Annotated in this window: 16 protein-coding genes and 1 tRNA gene; 2 read left to right on the top strand and 15 right to left on the bottom strand. The window is 60.7% G+C overall.

Annotated elements, in window-relative coordinates; translation table 11 throughout:
• Nucleotides 1-11 precede the first annotated feature (11 nt).
• Genes paaZ through pcaF form a run of 8 tightly spaced genes read right to left on the bottom strand, consistent with a single transcriptional unit; the run spans nucleotide 12 to nucleotide 7,669 of the window.
• Nucleotides 12-2,039 carry a phenylacetic acid degradation bifunctional protein PaaZ gene (gene paaZ / locus Q0864_RS11650; protein WP_298569652.1) on the bottom strand — a complete coding sequence of 676 codons (2,028 nt, stop codon included), beginning with the start codon at nucleotides 2,037-2,039 and terminating at the stop codon, nucleotides 12-14.
• A 38-nt stretch (nucleotides 2,040-2,077) separates the two neighbouring features.
• Nucleotides 2,078-2,836 carry a Phenylacetic acid catabolic protein gene (locus tag Q0864_RS11645; RefSeq protein WP_298569649.1) on the bottom strand — a complete coding sequence of 253 codons (759 nt, stop codon included), beginning with the start codon at nucleotides 2,834-2,836 and terminating at the stop codon, nucleotides 2,078-2,080.
• 23 nt (nucleotides 2,837-2,859) lie between these two features.
• On the bottom strand, nucleotides 2,860-3,924 hold the full coding sequence (paaE, locus tag Q0864_RS11640) for a 1,2-phenylacetyl-CoA epoxidase subunit PaaE (protein WP_298569646.1): 1,065 nt from the start codon (nucleotides 3,922-3,924) through the stop codon (nucleotides 2,860-2,862).
• 20 nt (nucleotides 3,925-3,944) lie between these two features.
• On the bottom strand, nucleotides 3,945-4,406 hold the full coding sequence (paaD, locus tag Q0864_RS11635; protein WP_298569643.1) for a 1,2-phenylacetyl-CoA epoxidase subunit PaaD: 462 nt from the start codon (nucleotides 4,404-4,406) through the stop codon (nucleotides 3,945-3,947).
• Nucleotides 4,406-5,176 carry a 1,2-phenylacetyl-CoA epoxidase subunit PaaC gene (gene paaC / locus Q0864_RS11630; RefSeq protein WP_298569640.1) on the bottom strand — a complete coding sequence of 257 codons (771 nt, stop codon included), beginning with the start codon at nucleotides 5,174-5,176 and terminating at the stop codon, nucleotides 4,406-4,408. Before paaC ends, paaD begins: the two co-directional genes overlap by 1 nt.
• On the bottom strand, nucleotides 5,176-5,460 hold the full coding sequence (gene paaB / locus Q0864_RS11625; RefSeq protein ID WP_298569637.1) for a 1,2-phenylacetyl-CoA epoxidase subunit PaaB: 285 nt from the start codon (nucleotides 5,458-5,460) through the stop codon (nucleotides 5,176-5,178). Before paaB ends, paaC begins: the two co-directional genes overlap by 1 nt.
• Nucleotides 5,461-5,471: 11 nt before the next feature.
• Nucleotides 5,472-6,464 carry a 1,2-phenylacetyl-CoA epoxidase subunit PaaA gene (gene paaA / locus Q0864_RS11620; protein ID WP_298569634.1) on the bottom strand — a complete coding sequence of 331 codons (993 nt, stop codon included), beginning with the start codon at nucleotides 6,462-6,464 and terminating at the stop codon, nucleotides 5,472-5,474.
• Nucleotides 6,465-6,466: 2 nt separating this feature from the next.
• Nucleotides 6,467-7,669: a 3-oxoadipyl-CoA thiolase gene (gene pcaF, locus Q0864_RS11615; RefSeq protein WP_298569631.1), complete on the bottom strand. Its 1,203-nt coding sequence runs from the start codon at nucleotides 7,667-7,669 to the stop codon at nucleotides 6,467-6,469.
• 361 nt (nucleotides 7,670-8,030) lie between these two features.
• Here pcaF and Q0864_RS11610 point away from each other — a divergent pair, with 361 nt between their 5' ends.
• Entirely contained in the window at nucleotides 8,031-8,825 is a 795-nt protein-coding gene (locus Q0864_RS11610; protein WP_298569628.1) for a helix-turn-helix domain-containing protein, read from the top strand.
• Between the two features lie 8 nt (nucleotides 8,826-8,833).
• On the opposite strand, the gene Q0864_RS11605 is transcribed toward Q0864_RS11610, so the two are convergent.
• The 7 genes from Q0864_RS11605 to Q0864_RS11575 are packed head-to-tail and all read right to left on the bottom strand — an operon-like array spanning nucleotide 8,834 to nucleotide 15,349.
• The gene (locus Q0864_RS11605; RefSeq protein ID WP_298569625.1) at nucleotides 8,834-9,775 is read right to left on the bottom strand and encodes an AEC family transporter; all 942 of its coding nucleotides are present in this window, start codon (nucleotides 9,773-9,775) and stop codon (nucleotides 8,834-8,836) included.
• Nucleotides 9,776-10,588, bottom strand: coding sequence for an MBL fold metallo-hydrolase (locus Q0864_RS11600; protein ID WP_298569623.1), 813 nt, complete (start codon nucleotides 10,586-10,588; stop codon nucleotides 9,776-9,778).
• The gene (locus tag Q0864_RS11595; RefSeq protein ID WP_298569620.1) at nucleotides 10,588-11,400 is read right to left on the bottom strand and encodes a TatD family hydrolase; all 813 of its coding nucleotides are present in this window, start codon (nucleotides 11,398-11,400) and stop codon (nucleotides 10,588-10,590) included. The genes Q0864_RS11600 and Q0864_RS11595 overlap by 1 nt, the downstream gene beginning before the upstream one ends.
• Before the next feature lie 14 nt (nucleotides 11,401-11,414).
• Entirely contained in the window at nucleotides 11,415-12,545 is a 1,131-nt protein-coding gene (locus Q0864_RS11590) for a DNA polymerase III subunit delta' (protein WP_298569617.1), read from the bottom strand.
• Nucleotides 12,542-13,180: a dTMP kinase gene (gene tmk, locus Q0864_RS11585; RefSeq protein WP_298569613.1), complete on the bottom strand. Its 639-nt coding sequence runs from the start codon at nucleotides 13,178-13,180 to the stop codon at nucleotides 12,542-12,544. Before tmk ends, Q0864_RS11590 begins: the two co-directional genes overlap by 4 nt.
• Nucleotides 13,181-13,190: 10 nt before the next feature.
• Nucleotides 13,191-14,384 carry a D-alanyl-D-alanine carboxypeptidase family protein gene (locus tag Q0864_RS11580; protein ID WP_298569610.1) on the bottom strand — a complete coding sequence of 398 codons (1,194 nt, stop codon included), beginning with the start codon at nucleotides 14,382-14,384 and terminating at the stop codon, nucleotides 13,191-13,193.
• A gap of 53 nt (nucleotides 14,385-14,437) precedes the next feature.
• Nucleotides 14,438-15,349 (bottom strand): SPOR domain-containing protein, encoded by a 912-nt coding sequence (locus Q0864_RS11575; RefSeq protein ID WP_298569608.1) that lies wholly within the window; start codon nucleotides 15,347-15,349, stop codon nucleotides 14,438-14,440.
• Between the two features lie 202 nt (nucleotides 15,350-15,551).
• On the opposite strand from Q0864_RS11575, the gene Q0864_RS11570 reads away from it, so the two are divergent.
• Nucleotides 15,552-15,641 (top strand) — tRNA-Ser (locus Q0864_RS11570).
• Nucleotides 15,642-15,729: the final 88 nt, after the last annotated feature.

Below are 15,729 nucleotides of genomic sequence, written 5' to 3'. Positions count from 1 at the left end.
CGGCGCACATGTCAGTAGGCGTTCATGGTCAGAAGCTCGTATTCCGCCACCAGATCGTCATCCTGATTGGTCAGGGTTACATGCCAACGCACTTCGCCATACTCATCTGTGCGACGTGTCTTGGCTTTGACGGTCAGGCGGACGGCGATGCGGTCGCCGGCCTCGACCGGTTTCATGAAGCGCAGGTTGTCCAGCCCTGTGTTGGCCAGCACCGGGCCTTCGTCGGGTTCCACGAACAGCCCTGCCGCAAAGCTCAGTAGCAGATAGCCATGCGCCACGCGGCCGGGGAAGAACGGGTTTCGCTTCGCGGCCTCATCGTTCATGTGGGCATAGAACGTGTCGCCGGTGAAATGCGCGAATTTCTCGATGTCATCCAACGTGACCTCGCGCAAGGCTGTGTGCAGCGTTTCACCAATCGACAGATCGCCGAATTTGCGGGTGAAGGGGTGGGCAGGGCCTTTGATCTCGGTCGCGCCGGGCACCCATTTGCCGCCAATAGCGGTCAGGATGTCAGGGCTGCCCTGAATGGCGGTGCGTTGCATGTAATGCAGAACGCCGCGCACGCCGCCCATTTCCTCGCCGCCGCCTGCGCGTCCGGGGCCGCCATGCACCATGTGGGGCAGGGGGCTGCCGTGGCCGGTGCTTTCCTTCATCGAGGTTGCGTTGTTGAAATAGAGCCGCCCGTGGAACGCGCCTGCGCCCATCGCGACCTCGCGCGCCACCTCGCCGGAGGCTGTGATGACAGAGGCCACCAGCGATCCTTCGCCCTTGTTGGCAAGGTCGATGGCGTGCGCGATGTCACGATAGCCCATGATGGTTGAGACGGGCCCGAAAGCTTCGGTCTCGTGCACCACCGTGGCGGTGTCGGGGTCTTCGCAGTGAAAGAGCATTGGTTTCACGAACGCACCCGCATCCACCCCACCCGCGAAGTCGTTGTCGTCCGAGTCGCCATAGACCAGTTTGCTTTCCGATCCGATGGCCGCGGCTTTTTCCAGCACGTCGATCTTCTGGCCTGCAGATACCAAAGCACCCATGCGGGTCGCTTCATCGCGCGGGTCACCGATGACGGTTTTTGCCAGTCGCGCGGACAGTTCTTCGATCACGTTTTGAACCTGTGCGTCGGGCGCGATGATGCGGCGGATGGCGGTGCATTTCTGCCCCGCTTTCGTGGTCATCTCGCGGTGCACCTCTTTGATGAAAAGGTCAAATTCCGGGGTGTCCGGCGTGACATCTGGACCTAGGATCGACGCATTCAGGCTGTCCTGTTCCGCCACAAACCGCACAGAGTTCTTCAGGATATTCGGGTTTGACCGCAACATACTGGCGGTTTTCGCCGAACCGGTGAAGCTGACGATATCTTGTGGGCCAAGCCGGTCCAGCAGATCGCCCGTGCCGCCGGAAATCAACTGCAACGCGCCCTCAGGAAGAATGCCGCTGTCCAGCAAGATGCGCACGGCGGCTTCGGTCACATAGCACGTCGAGGTCGCTGGCTTTACGATGGCAGGCACGCCCGCCAACAGGGTCGGGGCGAGTTTTTCCAACATCCCCCAGACCGGGAAGTTGAAGGCGTTGATGTGCACGGCCACGCCTTTCAGGGGCGTTGCAATGTGCATGCCAAGGAAGGTGCCATTGCGGCTCAGCTGTTCGATCTCGCCGTCCAGATAGATTTGGCCGTCCGGCATTTCGCGCCGACCCTTAGAGGCGAACACAAACATGGTGCCGACGCCGCCATCAATGTCGATCATGTGATCGGATTGCGTGGCGCCGGTGTCGAAGCTCAGGTCATAAAGCGCCTGCTTGTGCCCACCCAGATGGGCGGCCAGTGCTTTCAGCATTTTGGCGCGGTCGTGAAACCCCATGGCGCGCAGGGCAGGGCCGCCCACATTGCGCCCATAATCCAACATCGCCTGCTTGTTGATATCTGCCCCACCGGCTTCGGCGATCTTCGCGCCGGTAATGGCCGAGGCGATCGGGCGCGCATTGGCGCCAGGGGCAATCCATTTGCCAGCCGCGAAGCTGGAGACTTTCATCAGGGTCATGCTCTGTCCTTCGTCGGAAATGTCAGGGGGCGGGCGGCTTAGGGCGCGCTTAGGCCAAGTTTTGAAAGCTCGGTCGCGGCTGCCGCTTCCCATTCTTCGCGCAGTTCGGCATTGGTTGAGTTGCGCAAGCCGAAGGCCTGCAATTGCGCCGCGCGGGTCGAAATATCTTTGCCGAAGCTTGCCGCCACACGGGGCCACCAGTAATCGACGCTGGTTTGCAGTGTTGCGATGTCGGTGCCGGTATCGATCAGTCGGGCAATTCCTTCGGCGGCCAGTTCGGCGTGACGGGCTTCAACCGGCGCAATGGCACGAAATACTTCAGCCAGCGGCGCATAAGACACGCGCTTGAATTCACCCATCTGCACACCAACGGCAAGGCCCATAAGCAGGTTCATCACCACCGCGTCCGACCAGCCTTCCAGCGGGTAGTTGAAGACGGCCAGCCGCATGTCCGTATCCGTGCGTGAGGTGCCAATATCGGCGTCGCGGGCCAAGCGATCCGTCCACGGATGGTGGTTGGCATAGCGGGCCGTGTCGGCGCCAAATTCACCCATGATCGACAGCACCTTGTCGGCATTGTCAGTTTTTTCCAGCACGATTTTTGAGGCCGCGATGCGTTCCTTGATGCCCGGCCCTTGGTTGACGATATCGGCAAAACCAGCCGCCCCCGCCAGCGCGCTGTCCACGAAAGTTGCCATCAGGCGCATAAGCTCGGCCCGATAGCGTGCGGGCACATTGCCCGGTGCGGTCAATACGCCCCCTTGGGCCAGATAGTCGGTGATGCTCATCTCAGACATAGCGGTCTCCGTTCCATTGGGGGTTACTGGTCGTAGTCGATGACGACGCGCGCCGATTTGGCGTAGGATTGGCAGGACAGGACATAGCCCTTCTCGACCTCGTAATCTTCGAGCGCGTGGTTGGTCAGCATTTCGACCTCGCCTTCGATCACCTTGCAGCGACAGGTCGAACAGACCCCGGCCTTGCAAGCATAAGGCGCGTCGATGTCGTTGGCCAAGGCCGCGTCAAGGATCGAAGTCTCGGCGTCCATCGTGAAAGACCGGCTGGCCCCATCCAGCGCGACGACAGCATCGATCCCGTCGCCTTTCACTGCCGCTTTGCTGGCGGCTTTCTTTGCAGCGCGACCGGGTTGGCCCGAGGCGAACAGCTCAAACTTAATCTGCGCGTCATCCAGCCCGTGGTCGCGAAGCGCCTTGGCAATGCCCAGCATCATAGGCTCGGGGCCGCAAATAAAGGCGGTATCGACGGATTGAACGTCGATCCAGTTTTTAAACAGTTGGGCGCATTTCGCCTCGTCCACCCGCCCGGTGAACAGGTCAATATCCTGCGCGTCGCTTTCAAGGATGTGGATCACGTTGAAGCGGCCCATAAAACGGTTCTTGAGGTCTTCCAGCTCTTCGCGGAACATGATCGTGGTGATGGCCTTGTTGGCATAGACCAGCGTGAACTGCGCATTCGGTTCGCGTGCCAGTGTCGTCTTGATGATCGACAGAACCGGTGTGATGCCAGACCCCCCCGCAAAGCCCAGATAGTGGCGGTCCAGATCCGGCGCCAAGGGCACGAAGAAGTTGCCCATGGGAGACATGGCCTCAACCGTGTCGCCCTGCTTTAAGTCCTCGTTCGCCCAAGTCGAGAACGCGCCGCCATCGACCCGTTTGATGCCAACTTGCAGCTTGCCATCGTCCAGCCCCGAACAGATCGAATAGGAGCGGCGCAATTCCTGCCCGTCGAAGTCGCGGCGGAAGGTCAGATATTGGCCTTGGGTATAGTTGAAGGCCTCAGGATCGTCCGGAGTCAGCGTCACCACCACCGCGTCGCGGATGGTTTTCTGGATGTCGGTCACGGTAAGGCTGTGGAAGCGCGCCATGTTGGGTCTCCTCAATGCAGTCAGATGCACTTGAAATAGTCAAAAGGTTCAAGACAGTCGCGGCAACGCCACAGTGCCTTGCAGGGGGTCGAGCCGAACTGGCTGGTGCGTTCCAGATCGTGACCACCGCAATTGGGGCAGCGTTCCGGTTCGCCCTTGGCCGATGGGGGGGCGATGCCGAATTTCTCCAACGCCGCCTTGCCCTTATCGGTCAGCCAGTCGGTGGTCCAGGCCGGGGAAAGCTGTCGGTGCAGCGTCAGCTTTTCGATCCCGTGCTCGCGCAGCGCGGTCTGAATATCAAGGTTGATGATCGTGGTCGCGGGGCAGCCCGAATAGGTGGGCGTCACGGTGACATTCAACATGTCACCTTCCCACTGCACGTCCCGGATGATGCCAAGATCGACCAGCGAGATCACTGGGATCTCGGGGTCGGGCACTTGGTCGAGCCAGTCCCAGATCGTATCAACCGAGGGCTGGCCCATTACCAGGTCGCACCGGGATAAGCGCGTTGCAGCCACTGCATGCTGGTCAGAAGGTGGCCCAGATGTTCGGTGTGCATATAACCCGTGCGCCCGCCTTTGTGGTGGAACACGTCTGTCGGCACTTTCAGGGTGGCCTCAGACAGCACCTTGTTCACCAGCGCGTCGTATTCTTCGCGCAAGGACGCGGGATCGGGGGCAATGCCGGCGGCGACCATGGCCGCATCAACCTCGTCGCCGTCAAACATCTCGCCCACATAAGGCCAGAGGTAGTCGATCGCGGCTTGCATCCTTGCGTGGCTTTCCTCGGACCCGTCACCAAGACCAACCACGGTGTCAGCCGACCGCTCGACGTGATAGGCGACTTCCTTTGAGGCCTTCTCGGCGATATCAGCGATGCGTTTATCACCGCTCTTGATCAGGCGACCGACCATGACCTGCGACCATGCGTCGTAAAGAAACTGGCGCATCATGGTCTGGCCGAAATCGCCGTTGGGCAGTTCGACCATTAGCACGTTGCGGAAATCCCATGCGTCGCGCAGGAAGGCCAGATCATCAGCCGTGCGACCCTTGCCTTCAACCTCGCCCGCCAGACCCAGCCAGAATTGCGTCTGACCGATCAGGTCCAGCGCGGTGTTGGCCAGTGCGATGTCTTCTTCCAACACAGGCGACAAGCCGCACCATTCGCTGACCCGGTGGCCAAGGATCAGACTGTTGTCGCCCATCCGAAGCAGGAATTGAAACAAGGCGTCGTCGTTCGTTTTTCCAGCCATCACATATGCCCCACGTCGTCAGGGATGTCGAAGAATGTCGGGTGACGATAGACTTTCGAGTTCGACGGCTCGTAAAGCGGCCCTTTTTCTTCGGGGCTTGAGGCCGCGATGTGACGCGCTTCGACCACCCAGATCGACACACCTTCGTTGCGACGGGTGTAAACGTCACGGGCGTTTTTGATCGCCATTTCTTCGTCCGGGGCGTGCAGGCTGCCCACGTGACGGTGGCTCAGCCCGTGCTGACCGCGGATGAAAACTTCCCAGAGGGGCCATTCTTTGGACATGTGATCTTTCCTTATTCAGCGGCTGTTCGGGCAGCGGTTTTCTTGCGGGCGTGGGCCATAAGCCCGTCGCGCACCCATGCACCGTCTTCCCAAGCTTTGACGCGGGCTTCCATCCGTTCGACGTTGCAGGGGCCTTTACCCTTGATGACGTTGAAGAACTCGGTCCAGTCGGGTTCCGAGAAGTCGTGCGCACCGCGGTCCTCGTTCCATTTCAGGTGCTCATCCGGGATCGTCAGGCCAAGGTATTTCGCCTGCGGCACGGTCTGATCAACAAAGCGCTGGCGCAGCTCGTCATTGGTGTCGATCTTGATCTTCCACGCAAGCGATTGGGCGGAATGCACGCTGTCCTTGTCGGACGGGCCAAACATCATCAGCGACGGATACCAGAACCGGTTCAGAGCATCCTGCGCCATGCGGCGCTGGGCGTCGTTGCCTGCGGCCATCTTCATCATGATGTCGTAGCCCTGGCGCTGGTGGAAGCTTTCTTCCTTGCAAATGCGGATCATCGCGCGGGAATAGGGGCCATAGGATGTCCGCTGCAACGGCACCTGGTTCATGATCGCCGCCCCATCCACCAGCCAGCCAACCGCGCCAATATCGGCCCAGTTCAGCGTGGGATAGTTGAAGATAGAGGAATACTTCATCCGGCCCGACAGCAATTCTTCGGTCAGCTCATCACGGGTAACGCCGAGCGTCTCAGCCGCACCGTAGAGATACAGGCCATGACCGGCCTCGTCCTGCACCTTCGCCAACAGGATCGCCTTGCGCTCCAACGTGGGTGCGCGGGTGATCCAGTTGCCTTCTGGCAATTGGCCGACGATCTCGGAATGGGCGTGCTGGCCGATCTGGCGGATCAACGTCGCGCGGTAGTCGTCCGGCATCCAATCCTTCGGTTCGATCTTCTCATCCCGATCCACGCGATCTTGAAAATTCCGTTCTTCATCAGACATTTCCTCGCGGGTCTTAACGCCAGTGCCTGCGGTTTTCACCAATTGAGCATACATCGTCAGATCCTTTCCAGAATGAGGGCCGCACCTTGGCCCACGCCCACGCACATCGTGCACAGCGCATAGCGCCCGCCTGTGCGTTTCAGTTGATAAGCCGCCGTCAAAACAAGGCGCGCGCCCGACATGCCAAGCGGGTGGCCAAGCGCGATTGCGCCGCCATTTGGGTTTACCCGCGGGTCATCATCCGCGACGCCCAATTCGCGCAAGGTGGCAAGACCTTGTGCGGCAAAAGCTTCGTTCAATTCTATCACATCCATCTGGTCGATGGTGAGACCTGCTTTTGCCAACACCTTGCGGCTTGCTGGCACAGGGCCGATGCCCATGATGCGCGGGGCCACGCCAGCGGCTTGCATGCCGATAACGCGCGCCATCGGGGTCAGGTTGTTCTTTGCAGCGGCTGCGTCCGACGCGATCAACATCGCGGCGGCCCCATCGTTGACGCCCGACGCGTTGCCCGCCGTGACCGTCAGGTCCGGGCCGTTCACGCCGCGCAGGTTCGACAGCTTCTCCGCCGAGGTGCCGGGGCGCGGGTGTTCGTCTGTATCGACCACAATCGGGTCACCTTTGCGCTGCGGGATCGTCACGGGAATGATCTCGTCCGCAAAACTCCCGGCCTCGTGTGCGGCCGCCCAGCGTTCTTGGCTACGTGCGGCAAAAACATCCTGATCTTCGCGACTTACGGCGTAGTCTTCAGCCACATTGTCAGCGGTTTGCGGCATCGAGTGGGTGCCGTGCATCTTGTCCATCTTCGGGTTCACAAAGCGCCAGCCGATGGTGGTGTCATAGACCGCATTGGCGCGGGTGAAAGCGGAGGTCGCTTTGGGCATCACGAAAGGCGCGCGGCTCATGCTTTCAACGCCGCCAGCGATGCACAGATCATAGTCGCCCGCTTTTATCCCGCGCGCGGCCATGCCCACCGCGTCCATGCCGGAGGCACACAGGCGGTTGATCGTGGTGCCGGGCACGTCCACCGGAAGCCCAGCCAGAAGTGCTGCCATGCGGGCCACGTTGCGGTTGTCTTCACCCGCCTGATTGGCTGATCCATAGATCACATCATCAACCGAGGCCCAGTCAACATCCGGGTTTCGTGCGATCAGGGCGGCAATGGGTAGGGCCGCCAGATCATCGGCGCGCACGAGCGACAGGGCACCACCGTATCGTCCGATGGGGGTGCGAACTGCGTCGCAGATCAATGCGTCCATGTGGTCCTCCCAAACCCAAAAAACGGCGCCAACTAAAGCTGACCGTTTGGTCGACAATACTCGGCGTGGCGATTCGCGACAAGCCATATGTTACGGGTTTTCAGGCTCTCGCCTGATCGCGTAACGCCACAGCGCAAAACACGACGCAGATGACCCAAAATACCACCTTGAGGTTGGTGGGCATACTTCTATACGCTCAAAGGAAGAAAAGCCGACTCGTCCTGCTTGGCACTGTGTGGTGCCGGGGGTGGCTAGCTGCAGGTTGTATTGGGTGCAAAAGCGGCGGGACAGTCGCGTTGTCCAGGACGATTGCAAAGGGTGTTTGACGCGAAACCAAAAATGGCGCGCCAGGGGAAGATGCATGCCAAGCGCTAGTGAAATTCATGCGACCTTCTCGCGGAACCTAAGGCAATTGGTTGCTGAACGCGGTGTTCGGGTGGCGAGTTTGTGCCGCGCCATCGGTGTGAACCGAACGCAATTCAATCGCTACCTCAGCGGGCAGACCAACCCACGCCCCGAAGTGCTGCACCGCATTTGCAGCTATTTCGGTGTCGACGGGCGCATCATACTAGAGCCGCTGGACCAGATCCGCGAGGCCGATGCCGTGGCTGAGAAAAGCTCGATGCAGCGGCTCAACCAGTTTTTGGTGAATGACCCGACCTTTTTGGTGCGCCGCAATCCACCGCCCTCTGGCATTCACACCTACTGGCAGACCTCCTCGAGCCGGTCGGGATGGGCCAACAGCTACACGGTGCGCATCTTCGAGATGTCAGGGGCTACGGTGCTGCGTGGGTTCAGCGACAAAGGGCTGGATGGCACTGAAACAGGCACGACAAAGCTGGTTGATCGGCACGAAATTCGGTCTTTGATGGTCGAACTGGCTGATGGTTTGATCGCCTATACCTTCTTGGCGAACGGAGATCGCGCCTCTTTCAGCTTCTTCAACCATCCGCTTTTGGCGACGCGTCCGGTTTATCCGGGCGTCACAATGTTTGGCCGTCCTGTTTCCCCTCAGGTCGGGCGCATCCAGCGGTGCGCGCTGGAAATCCTGCCGCAAGACCGTCGATTGCTGGAATGCTTGCGTCAGCGCGGCGGAAAGCCCGTCGCCGATCTGGCGCCGCACTTGCAAGACCTGTTGATCAGCGAGGTCTGCTAGGTGCGGGCTTAGTATCCCGTGGCCCCCAAGGCGGCGAGCCACCCCCAGACCGTCAGGATCGACAGAGCTGTTGCCACCAGAACAGTTGTGGCCGCAACCCGCTTGCCCACGCCATAGAGATTGGCAAAGATATATGCGTTGATGCCCGGCGCACTTGCAGCCGTCAGAACAGCCGAGCGGAACTGGTCCTCGTCAAGGCCAAGGCTGCGCCCCAGCCCCCAGGTGATGACAGGGTGCAGACCCAGCGATACCACGCACAAGAAGGCAACGATGCGAAGATCGCCTTCGGGGCGATAGCGATAGAGCACACCGCCCAGGGCGAAAAGGGCGGTGGGAAGGGCGGCGCGCGCCAGAAGGCTGAGCGCCTCTTCGATCACGCCGGGCAGGGCAAGCTGCGCCAGATTGACCACGAAACCTGCCGCAATGGCCATCACCAGCATGTTGCGCACCATCGTGCGGGCAATTTGCCTTAACGTGTCAAAGGCGCTGGAGCCCTGCGCACGCGCGATCTCCATCGCCGTGATCCCGATGGCATAGCAAACCGGCGCGTGGATCGAGATAATGGCATAGTTCCCTGCCAAAGCGTCTGGCCCGAAGGCGCGTTCGGTGATTGGAAGGCCCAGCAGCAGCGAGTTGGAGAAGAGCGACACGAAGCCAAACGCCACAGCGTCTGGCCAGGGGCGTGCGAACAGAAACCGTGCGCCCAGCAAACCGGCCAGAAAGCCTGCAATCGCACCCGTGTAAAAGCTCGACAGCAGTGACAGATCGAATTCGGCGCTCAGGTCAAGACGGGCGATGGCCAGGAACAACAGGCAGGGGATCGCAACCGATTGGGCAAACGTCATCAGCCCATTTATGGCGTCGTCACGCAGGATCTGGCGCCAGCGCACCAGATACCCGAACCCGATCACCACGAAAACCGGAAGGACGATTTCGACAAGTGCGCTCATTCACGCGTCGATGCGAATGGTCATGCCGTCATAGGCCGGGGTGATGTGTGCCGGGGTCTCAGCATCAACCGTCGCATAGTCCAGATCGAAATGCATATTGGTCAACACGCCGCGTTTGGCCTTGACCCGGTCAATCCATTCCAGTGCCTGATCCAGATTGAAATGGGTCGGGTGCGGCGCGCGGCGCAGGGCGTCCAGAACGAAAACGTCAAGCTGTTCAAGCGCGGGCAAAGCCTGTTCGGGGATGTCGCTGACATCCGGCAGATAGGCCAGCTTTCCAATGCGGAAACCAAGCGAGTCCATGCGACCGTGGCGAACCTCGAACGGGGTCAGGCGGATATCGCCGCCCGCACCTTTGATGACCACGTCGCCGGTGATCGTGTGCAGGGTCAGGATGGGCGGATAGCTCGATCCCTCGGGTTGCATGAACGCATAGCTGAAGCGCGACATCAGCGCCTCTTCTGTGGGGGCGTCGGCCCAGACGGGCAGGCGGTCTTTCATGTTGAAAACGATCATGCGCAGGTCGTCGATCCCGTGCATGTGGTCGGCATGGCTGTGGGTGAAGACGACCGCATCAAGCTTGCCCACGCCCGCATCCAGCAATTGGGCGCGCATGTCCGGCGAGGTGTCGATCAGCACCCGCGTCACACCGCCATCGTCACCGGTGCGCGTCACCAGAGCCGAGCAGCGGCGGCGGCGGTTCTTGGGGTTTGTCGGGTCGCAGTCGCCCCAGTTTCCGCCAACCTGATCGCCAAGTCGCGGCACACCGCCAGACGATCCTGTGCCCAGCAAGGTGAAGTCGATCTGCGCCATCAGGACACCGCCCCATAGGCCGCGGCTTTACAGAAAAGCCGGTCGAAATTTGCCTGTGTCTGTGCCGCGAACGCTTGGTAGCTCAAACCGAACAGATCTGCCCCAACCTTGGCAGTGTGGGCGGTGAAGGAGGGTTCATTGCGTTTGCCGCGATGCGGCGGCGGGGCCAGATAGGGCGCGTCGGTTTCAACCAGGATCCGGTCGACGGGGGCGGCGGCAAAGATATCGCGCACCTCTTGGCTGCGGGGGAAGGCCGCGATCCCGGACATCGACAGGTAGAACCCAAGCTCAAGCGCGACCCGCGCAAGGTCAGGGCCAGAGCTGTAGCAATGCATCACACAAGAAAAGGCACCCTTGGCGTGTTCTTGGGCCAGAATGCGCGCCATATCGTCATCTGCGTCACGCGAATGGATGATCAAGGGAAGGTTGGTCTGTCGCGCCGCCTCGATGTGGATGAGCAGGCTTTCGATTTGCACCGCGCGGCTGTCGGCGGTGTAATGGTAGTCCAGCCCGCTTTCGCCGATGCCGACGAATTTGGGGTGCTGTGCCAAGGCAACCAGATCCTCCACCGTGACCATCGGCTCTGCGGCGACGCTCATAGGGTGGGTGGCTGCGGCGAAGAACACCGGGTCATGGGCTTCAGCAATCGCGCGCACCTGAGCCAAATTCGACATCTTGGTGCAGATCGTCACCATACGCGTGACCCCGGCTTGCGCCGCGCGGGCAATGACCTGATCAAGTTCACCTTCGAAATCAGGGAAATCGAGGTGGCAATGGCTGTCTGTGATCTGTGGCGTCGTGTGCGTGCTCATCGGGCGTCCTTGCCTCAAGCGGCTCGGCGTGCCGCCATATCATTGATCCTGAAAACCATATCAAGGATGAGCGCCTCAGGGTCAAGGTGCACCGCCCGGCCATGATTGGCGCGGGCTGAAAGTTGTTGCTGCAAATCAGCCCAGGCGCGGGCGGCGTCGGGGGTGGGGGCCAGGCGTCCAAGGCAGGCGAATTCACCAGGGGCGGCTTCGGCGGCCAGCGCCACCCCTGCGCCATGTCGGGCGAGACGGGCCAGAAACGTGTCGATCAGCCGCAAGATCAGCTCGAACCGGTCCGCATTGGCTTTGCCGACCGCACTGGCAGCCAGCTTCAGGGCGCGGGGCCGGTCAATTTCGCGTCCTTGCGAGAAAATGTCGATCAACGCCTGATAGGTGGCCAGCCCGTCCAGATGGATCAGGCGCAGCGCCTCTCCGGCGGATCCGGCTGCCAGTTCGTTCAATTTGATCGTGTCTGCGGCTGACGGCTGTTCGTCAAGCGTTCCCAGAACCTGTGCCAAAGCGTCTGGGGACAACCTGCCAAGGCGCAACTCGCGACACCGCGATCGGATGGTGGGCAGCAGTCGGGTGGGTTGGTGGCTGACCAGCAAAAGCACTGCCCCTTCGGGCGGCTCTTCCAACAGCTTCAACAGCGCGTTGGCCGCTGAATTGTTCATCTCGTCGGCCACATCCACGATCACCACCCGGCGCCCTCCGTCCACCGAAGAAAGCGCAAAGAACGATTTGAGCTTGCGCACCTCATCGACGGTAATTTCACCGCGCAGGCGTTTGTCTTTTGCGACCCACGGTCTGCGCAACAAAAACAGTCCGGGGTCAGACAGAACCCGAAGGCGACGCGCTACGGGATGATCGGGCGCAATATCAAGCGTTGTTGGGGCGGGGGCTGCGAACATCCCGCCGTCATCTGGCGGCGTGGCCAGCAAGAACCGCGCTATGCGCCATGCCAAGGTCGCCTTGCCGACCCCACGTGGGCCAGTGATCAACCACCCGTGGTGCAGCCGATCCGAATTGAACGTCTCAAGAAAAGCGGCTTCGGCCGCGTCTTGTCCAACCAATGCACCTGCTTCGCGCGGATGGGGCGCCCCTTCGATACGATCGGGTTCGGGAATGTCTTCATGCGCGGTGCTCATGGGTCCGAGGCCTCAGAGGCAAGAGCCGCCAGCGCTATTTCCGAGACGTCGCGCGCGACACTGTCGATCGAACGGGTGCCGTCAATCACCCGAAACCGCTTTGGATCAGTGGCTGCCAGATCCAGAAAGCCTTTGCGTAAGGAGCGTTGCAGATCGGCGCCGAAATCTTCGAACCGTTCTTCCGTGCCGCCGCGCCCTTTTGCACGGGAAAGACCTGTGTCGGGGTCCATGTCGATCAGGAAGGTCAGGTCAGGTTCCTGTCCGATCATCAGGTTGTGGAGCTGATCCACCATGCCGCGCAGATCACCCGATCGCGTACCCTGATACACCCGCGTGCTGTCTGCAAACCGGTCCGTGATCACGATTTTTCCGGCAGCAAGGGCGGGGTTGATCAAGCGCTCCAGATGGTCACGCCGCGCCGCGGTGAACAGCAAAAGCTCGGTCTGGGCGGACCAGCGATCCGGGTCGCCCTCCAGCACCAGCGCGCGGATTTCTTCGGCACCGGGGCTGCCGCCGGGTTCGCGAGTCAGGACAACATCGTGGCCATGATCACGCAGGGTCTTGGCCAGAACCTGCGCTTGGGTTGATTTGCCCGAGCCGTCGATCCCTTCGAAGCTGATGAATAGTCCGCGCATCCTTCGGGGGTCAGTTCGTGACGGGGTCAGGCTGGATCGCGGCAGGCGGGGCGTCGTTGCCCAAAGCCAACGCCAACACACGTTCGGCCGCAACGGTCAGGCGCTTGGCGAAACCAGCATTTCCTACACCTTGTTCTGCAAAGAGCGGAATGACCGTGTCGCTAAGCCCTTCGCGGCTGATGACCATTTCGGCCAATTCCTGCCCCTGCGCAATCGGCGCGGCAATCGGGCCGTTCCAGTTGATCGTCGCGCTGATCCCTTCGCGATCTGCGGCCGGGATCAACAGCGCAACATCCTGCGCCGGGACCAATCCCACCGTGTCCACAGACCCAAGCCAAACCGGCGCTTCGGCGACGCGCTCGCCGGCCTTCAGCGTGGTTTTCATGGTGAATTGGCGGAACGCCCAGTTGACGATGGCCTCGGCTTCGTCAGCGCGCTCTTTCTCCGATGTCATGCCCGAAATCACGAACACGATCCGGCGGTCACCCTGTTTGGCTGACCCGACAAGGCCATAGCCTGCTTCTTGGGTATGCCCGGTCTTCAAGCCATCCGCGCCGATCCCAAGGTCCAGCAGTGGATTGCGGTTGAACCGGTTGTCCGGCGCGCGGCCATCGTAATGGTATTCGGTCTGGCTGAAATAGTGATAATAGTCGGGGAACTCGACGATGATATGACGGGCAAGTATCGCCAGATCCTTCATCGACATACGCTGCATCGGATGGGGCCAGCCCGACGAGTTTCCGAAGCTGGAGTTGTTCATCCCCAGATCGCGGGCGCGATCGGACATCATGCGCGCAAAGGAATCTTCGGTGCCGGCAAGGCCTTCGGCCACTGCCACGCAGGCGTCATTGCCGGATTGCACGACAATGCCCTGGATCAAGTCCTCGACCGTCGGACGGTCGCCACGATTCAGAAACATCGTCGAGCCCCCCATCGCAGCCGCCCGTTCCGAGACGCCGAAAGGCGTGCTCATGGTGACGCGCCCGTCTGCCAGCGCCTCATACAGCAGGGTCACCGTCATCAGTTTCGACATCGACGCCGGGGGCAGGGGCACCTCGGCGTTTTTTTCCATCAGAACTGTGCCGGTGGTGACATCAAGCACATAGGCCGAGCTGGCGCGCGTATCGAATGCGCGTGCAGGCAGGCTTGCCAACAGCAGCGCAGTGAAAAGGGAAGGGATCAGAAGAAACAGTCGCATGCGCATAGCGGTTCGGGGACCTTTTTATCTCTGTAGTGTCTGTTTGGCCCAAACGGGCATCAGTTCGTGACGAAATAGGCGTCAGCAAAGCCGAGCCCCTTGATTTTTTTCAACAGCGCCGCGCGTTCCGTGCTGGTGGTGGCGGGACCAACGATAACACGCCAAAAGGCTTTGCCATTCGTATTGCCCGGTTTGACGGTCGGCACCATGCCGGCTTGCCGCAAAGATTCAGCCGTGTTCTTGGCATTCTTTTCGACCGAGAAGATGCCAATTTGAATGAACGGCTTGGTCAGATTTCCGGCTGGTAGCGAGCGGGCGGGCTTGGCCGCTGCCGCCGGTTTGGCCGCAGCCGCGCTGGCGGCGGGTTTCGCTGCTGCCCTTGGGGCGGGTTTTGCTCCGGCCTTGGCTGCGGTCTCGGCTTTGTCCAATGCCGCGGCAGCCGCTTCGATAGGATCATCAAGCGTGCCTTGCTGGATCTCTTCGGGGGCTGCCAAATCTTCGGTCGGTGTGTCCGGCTCTTGCGGAATATCTTCCTTGCGCAGTGCCGTCACGCTAAGTTCAGCGGGCGCACCGGCAAGCATGCCCAGCGTTTCGGCCGCGTCAGAGGACACCTGAAAGCGCGGTCCGGGCATGTCTCGTTCGCGCCGAAACAGTGCGCCGATGACGGATTTCCCATTGGATTGGTTGCGCACGATCACCCGCTCCGGGTCGGTGGCATCTGGATGCGCGACCCAAACACCACCCAGGCTTGGACGGCCGTCCCAAAGCCCTTTCTCGGCGATCTGGAACACTTCAGGCGCTTCCACGTCGCGTTCGCCGACGCTCGCTGCTTTTCGTTGCCCGGTTGCCCTCTCGGCGCTTGCGTCTTTTGAATTTTTCATGAATGCCGGGAGGTTCGTGTCGTCACACCCCACAAGTAAAAAAGCGCCGCTAAGCGCCATGGCCACTTTCAGAGTGGTCTTGCTTGCCATGTCTCGCCCCTAATTCCATTGTGGGCCAGATGGCCCAGACTGCTCTGCCGATGGGCCTTTGGCCCGTGTTTGAAAGGCAGTCTAACGACATGAGCGGCGCGTGAAAAGGCTCTCGCGTTCAGCGTTCTTTTGATGGGCGGGAACCGGCCCGAAATTTCGGCACTTTCAGAATCGGATCAGGCCCGTTATCTCTGCGCCGGTCGGAGGAGTGGCAGAGTGGTTGAATGCACCGGTCTTGAAAACCGACGTAGGTGAAAGTCTACCGTGGGTTCGAATCCCACCTCCTCCGCCATATAGATATTGTATCTTTGTCTGCATTGCATTGTGGGCGAGCTTCCGAGCAATTCTACGCTGTCGTAAAAATCGGCCCATAGCGGAGC

The organism is uncultured Aliiroseovarius sp., from assembly GCF_947497285.1.
Classification (GTDB): Bacteria; Pseudomonadota; Alphaproteobacteria; order Rhodobacterales; family Rhodobacteraceae; genus Aliiroseovarius.
This window is presented reverse-complemented; position numbering and strand designations above follow the sequence as displayed.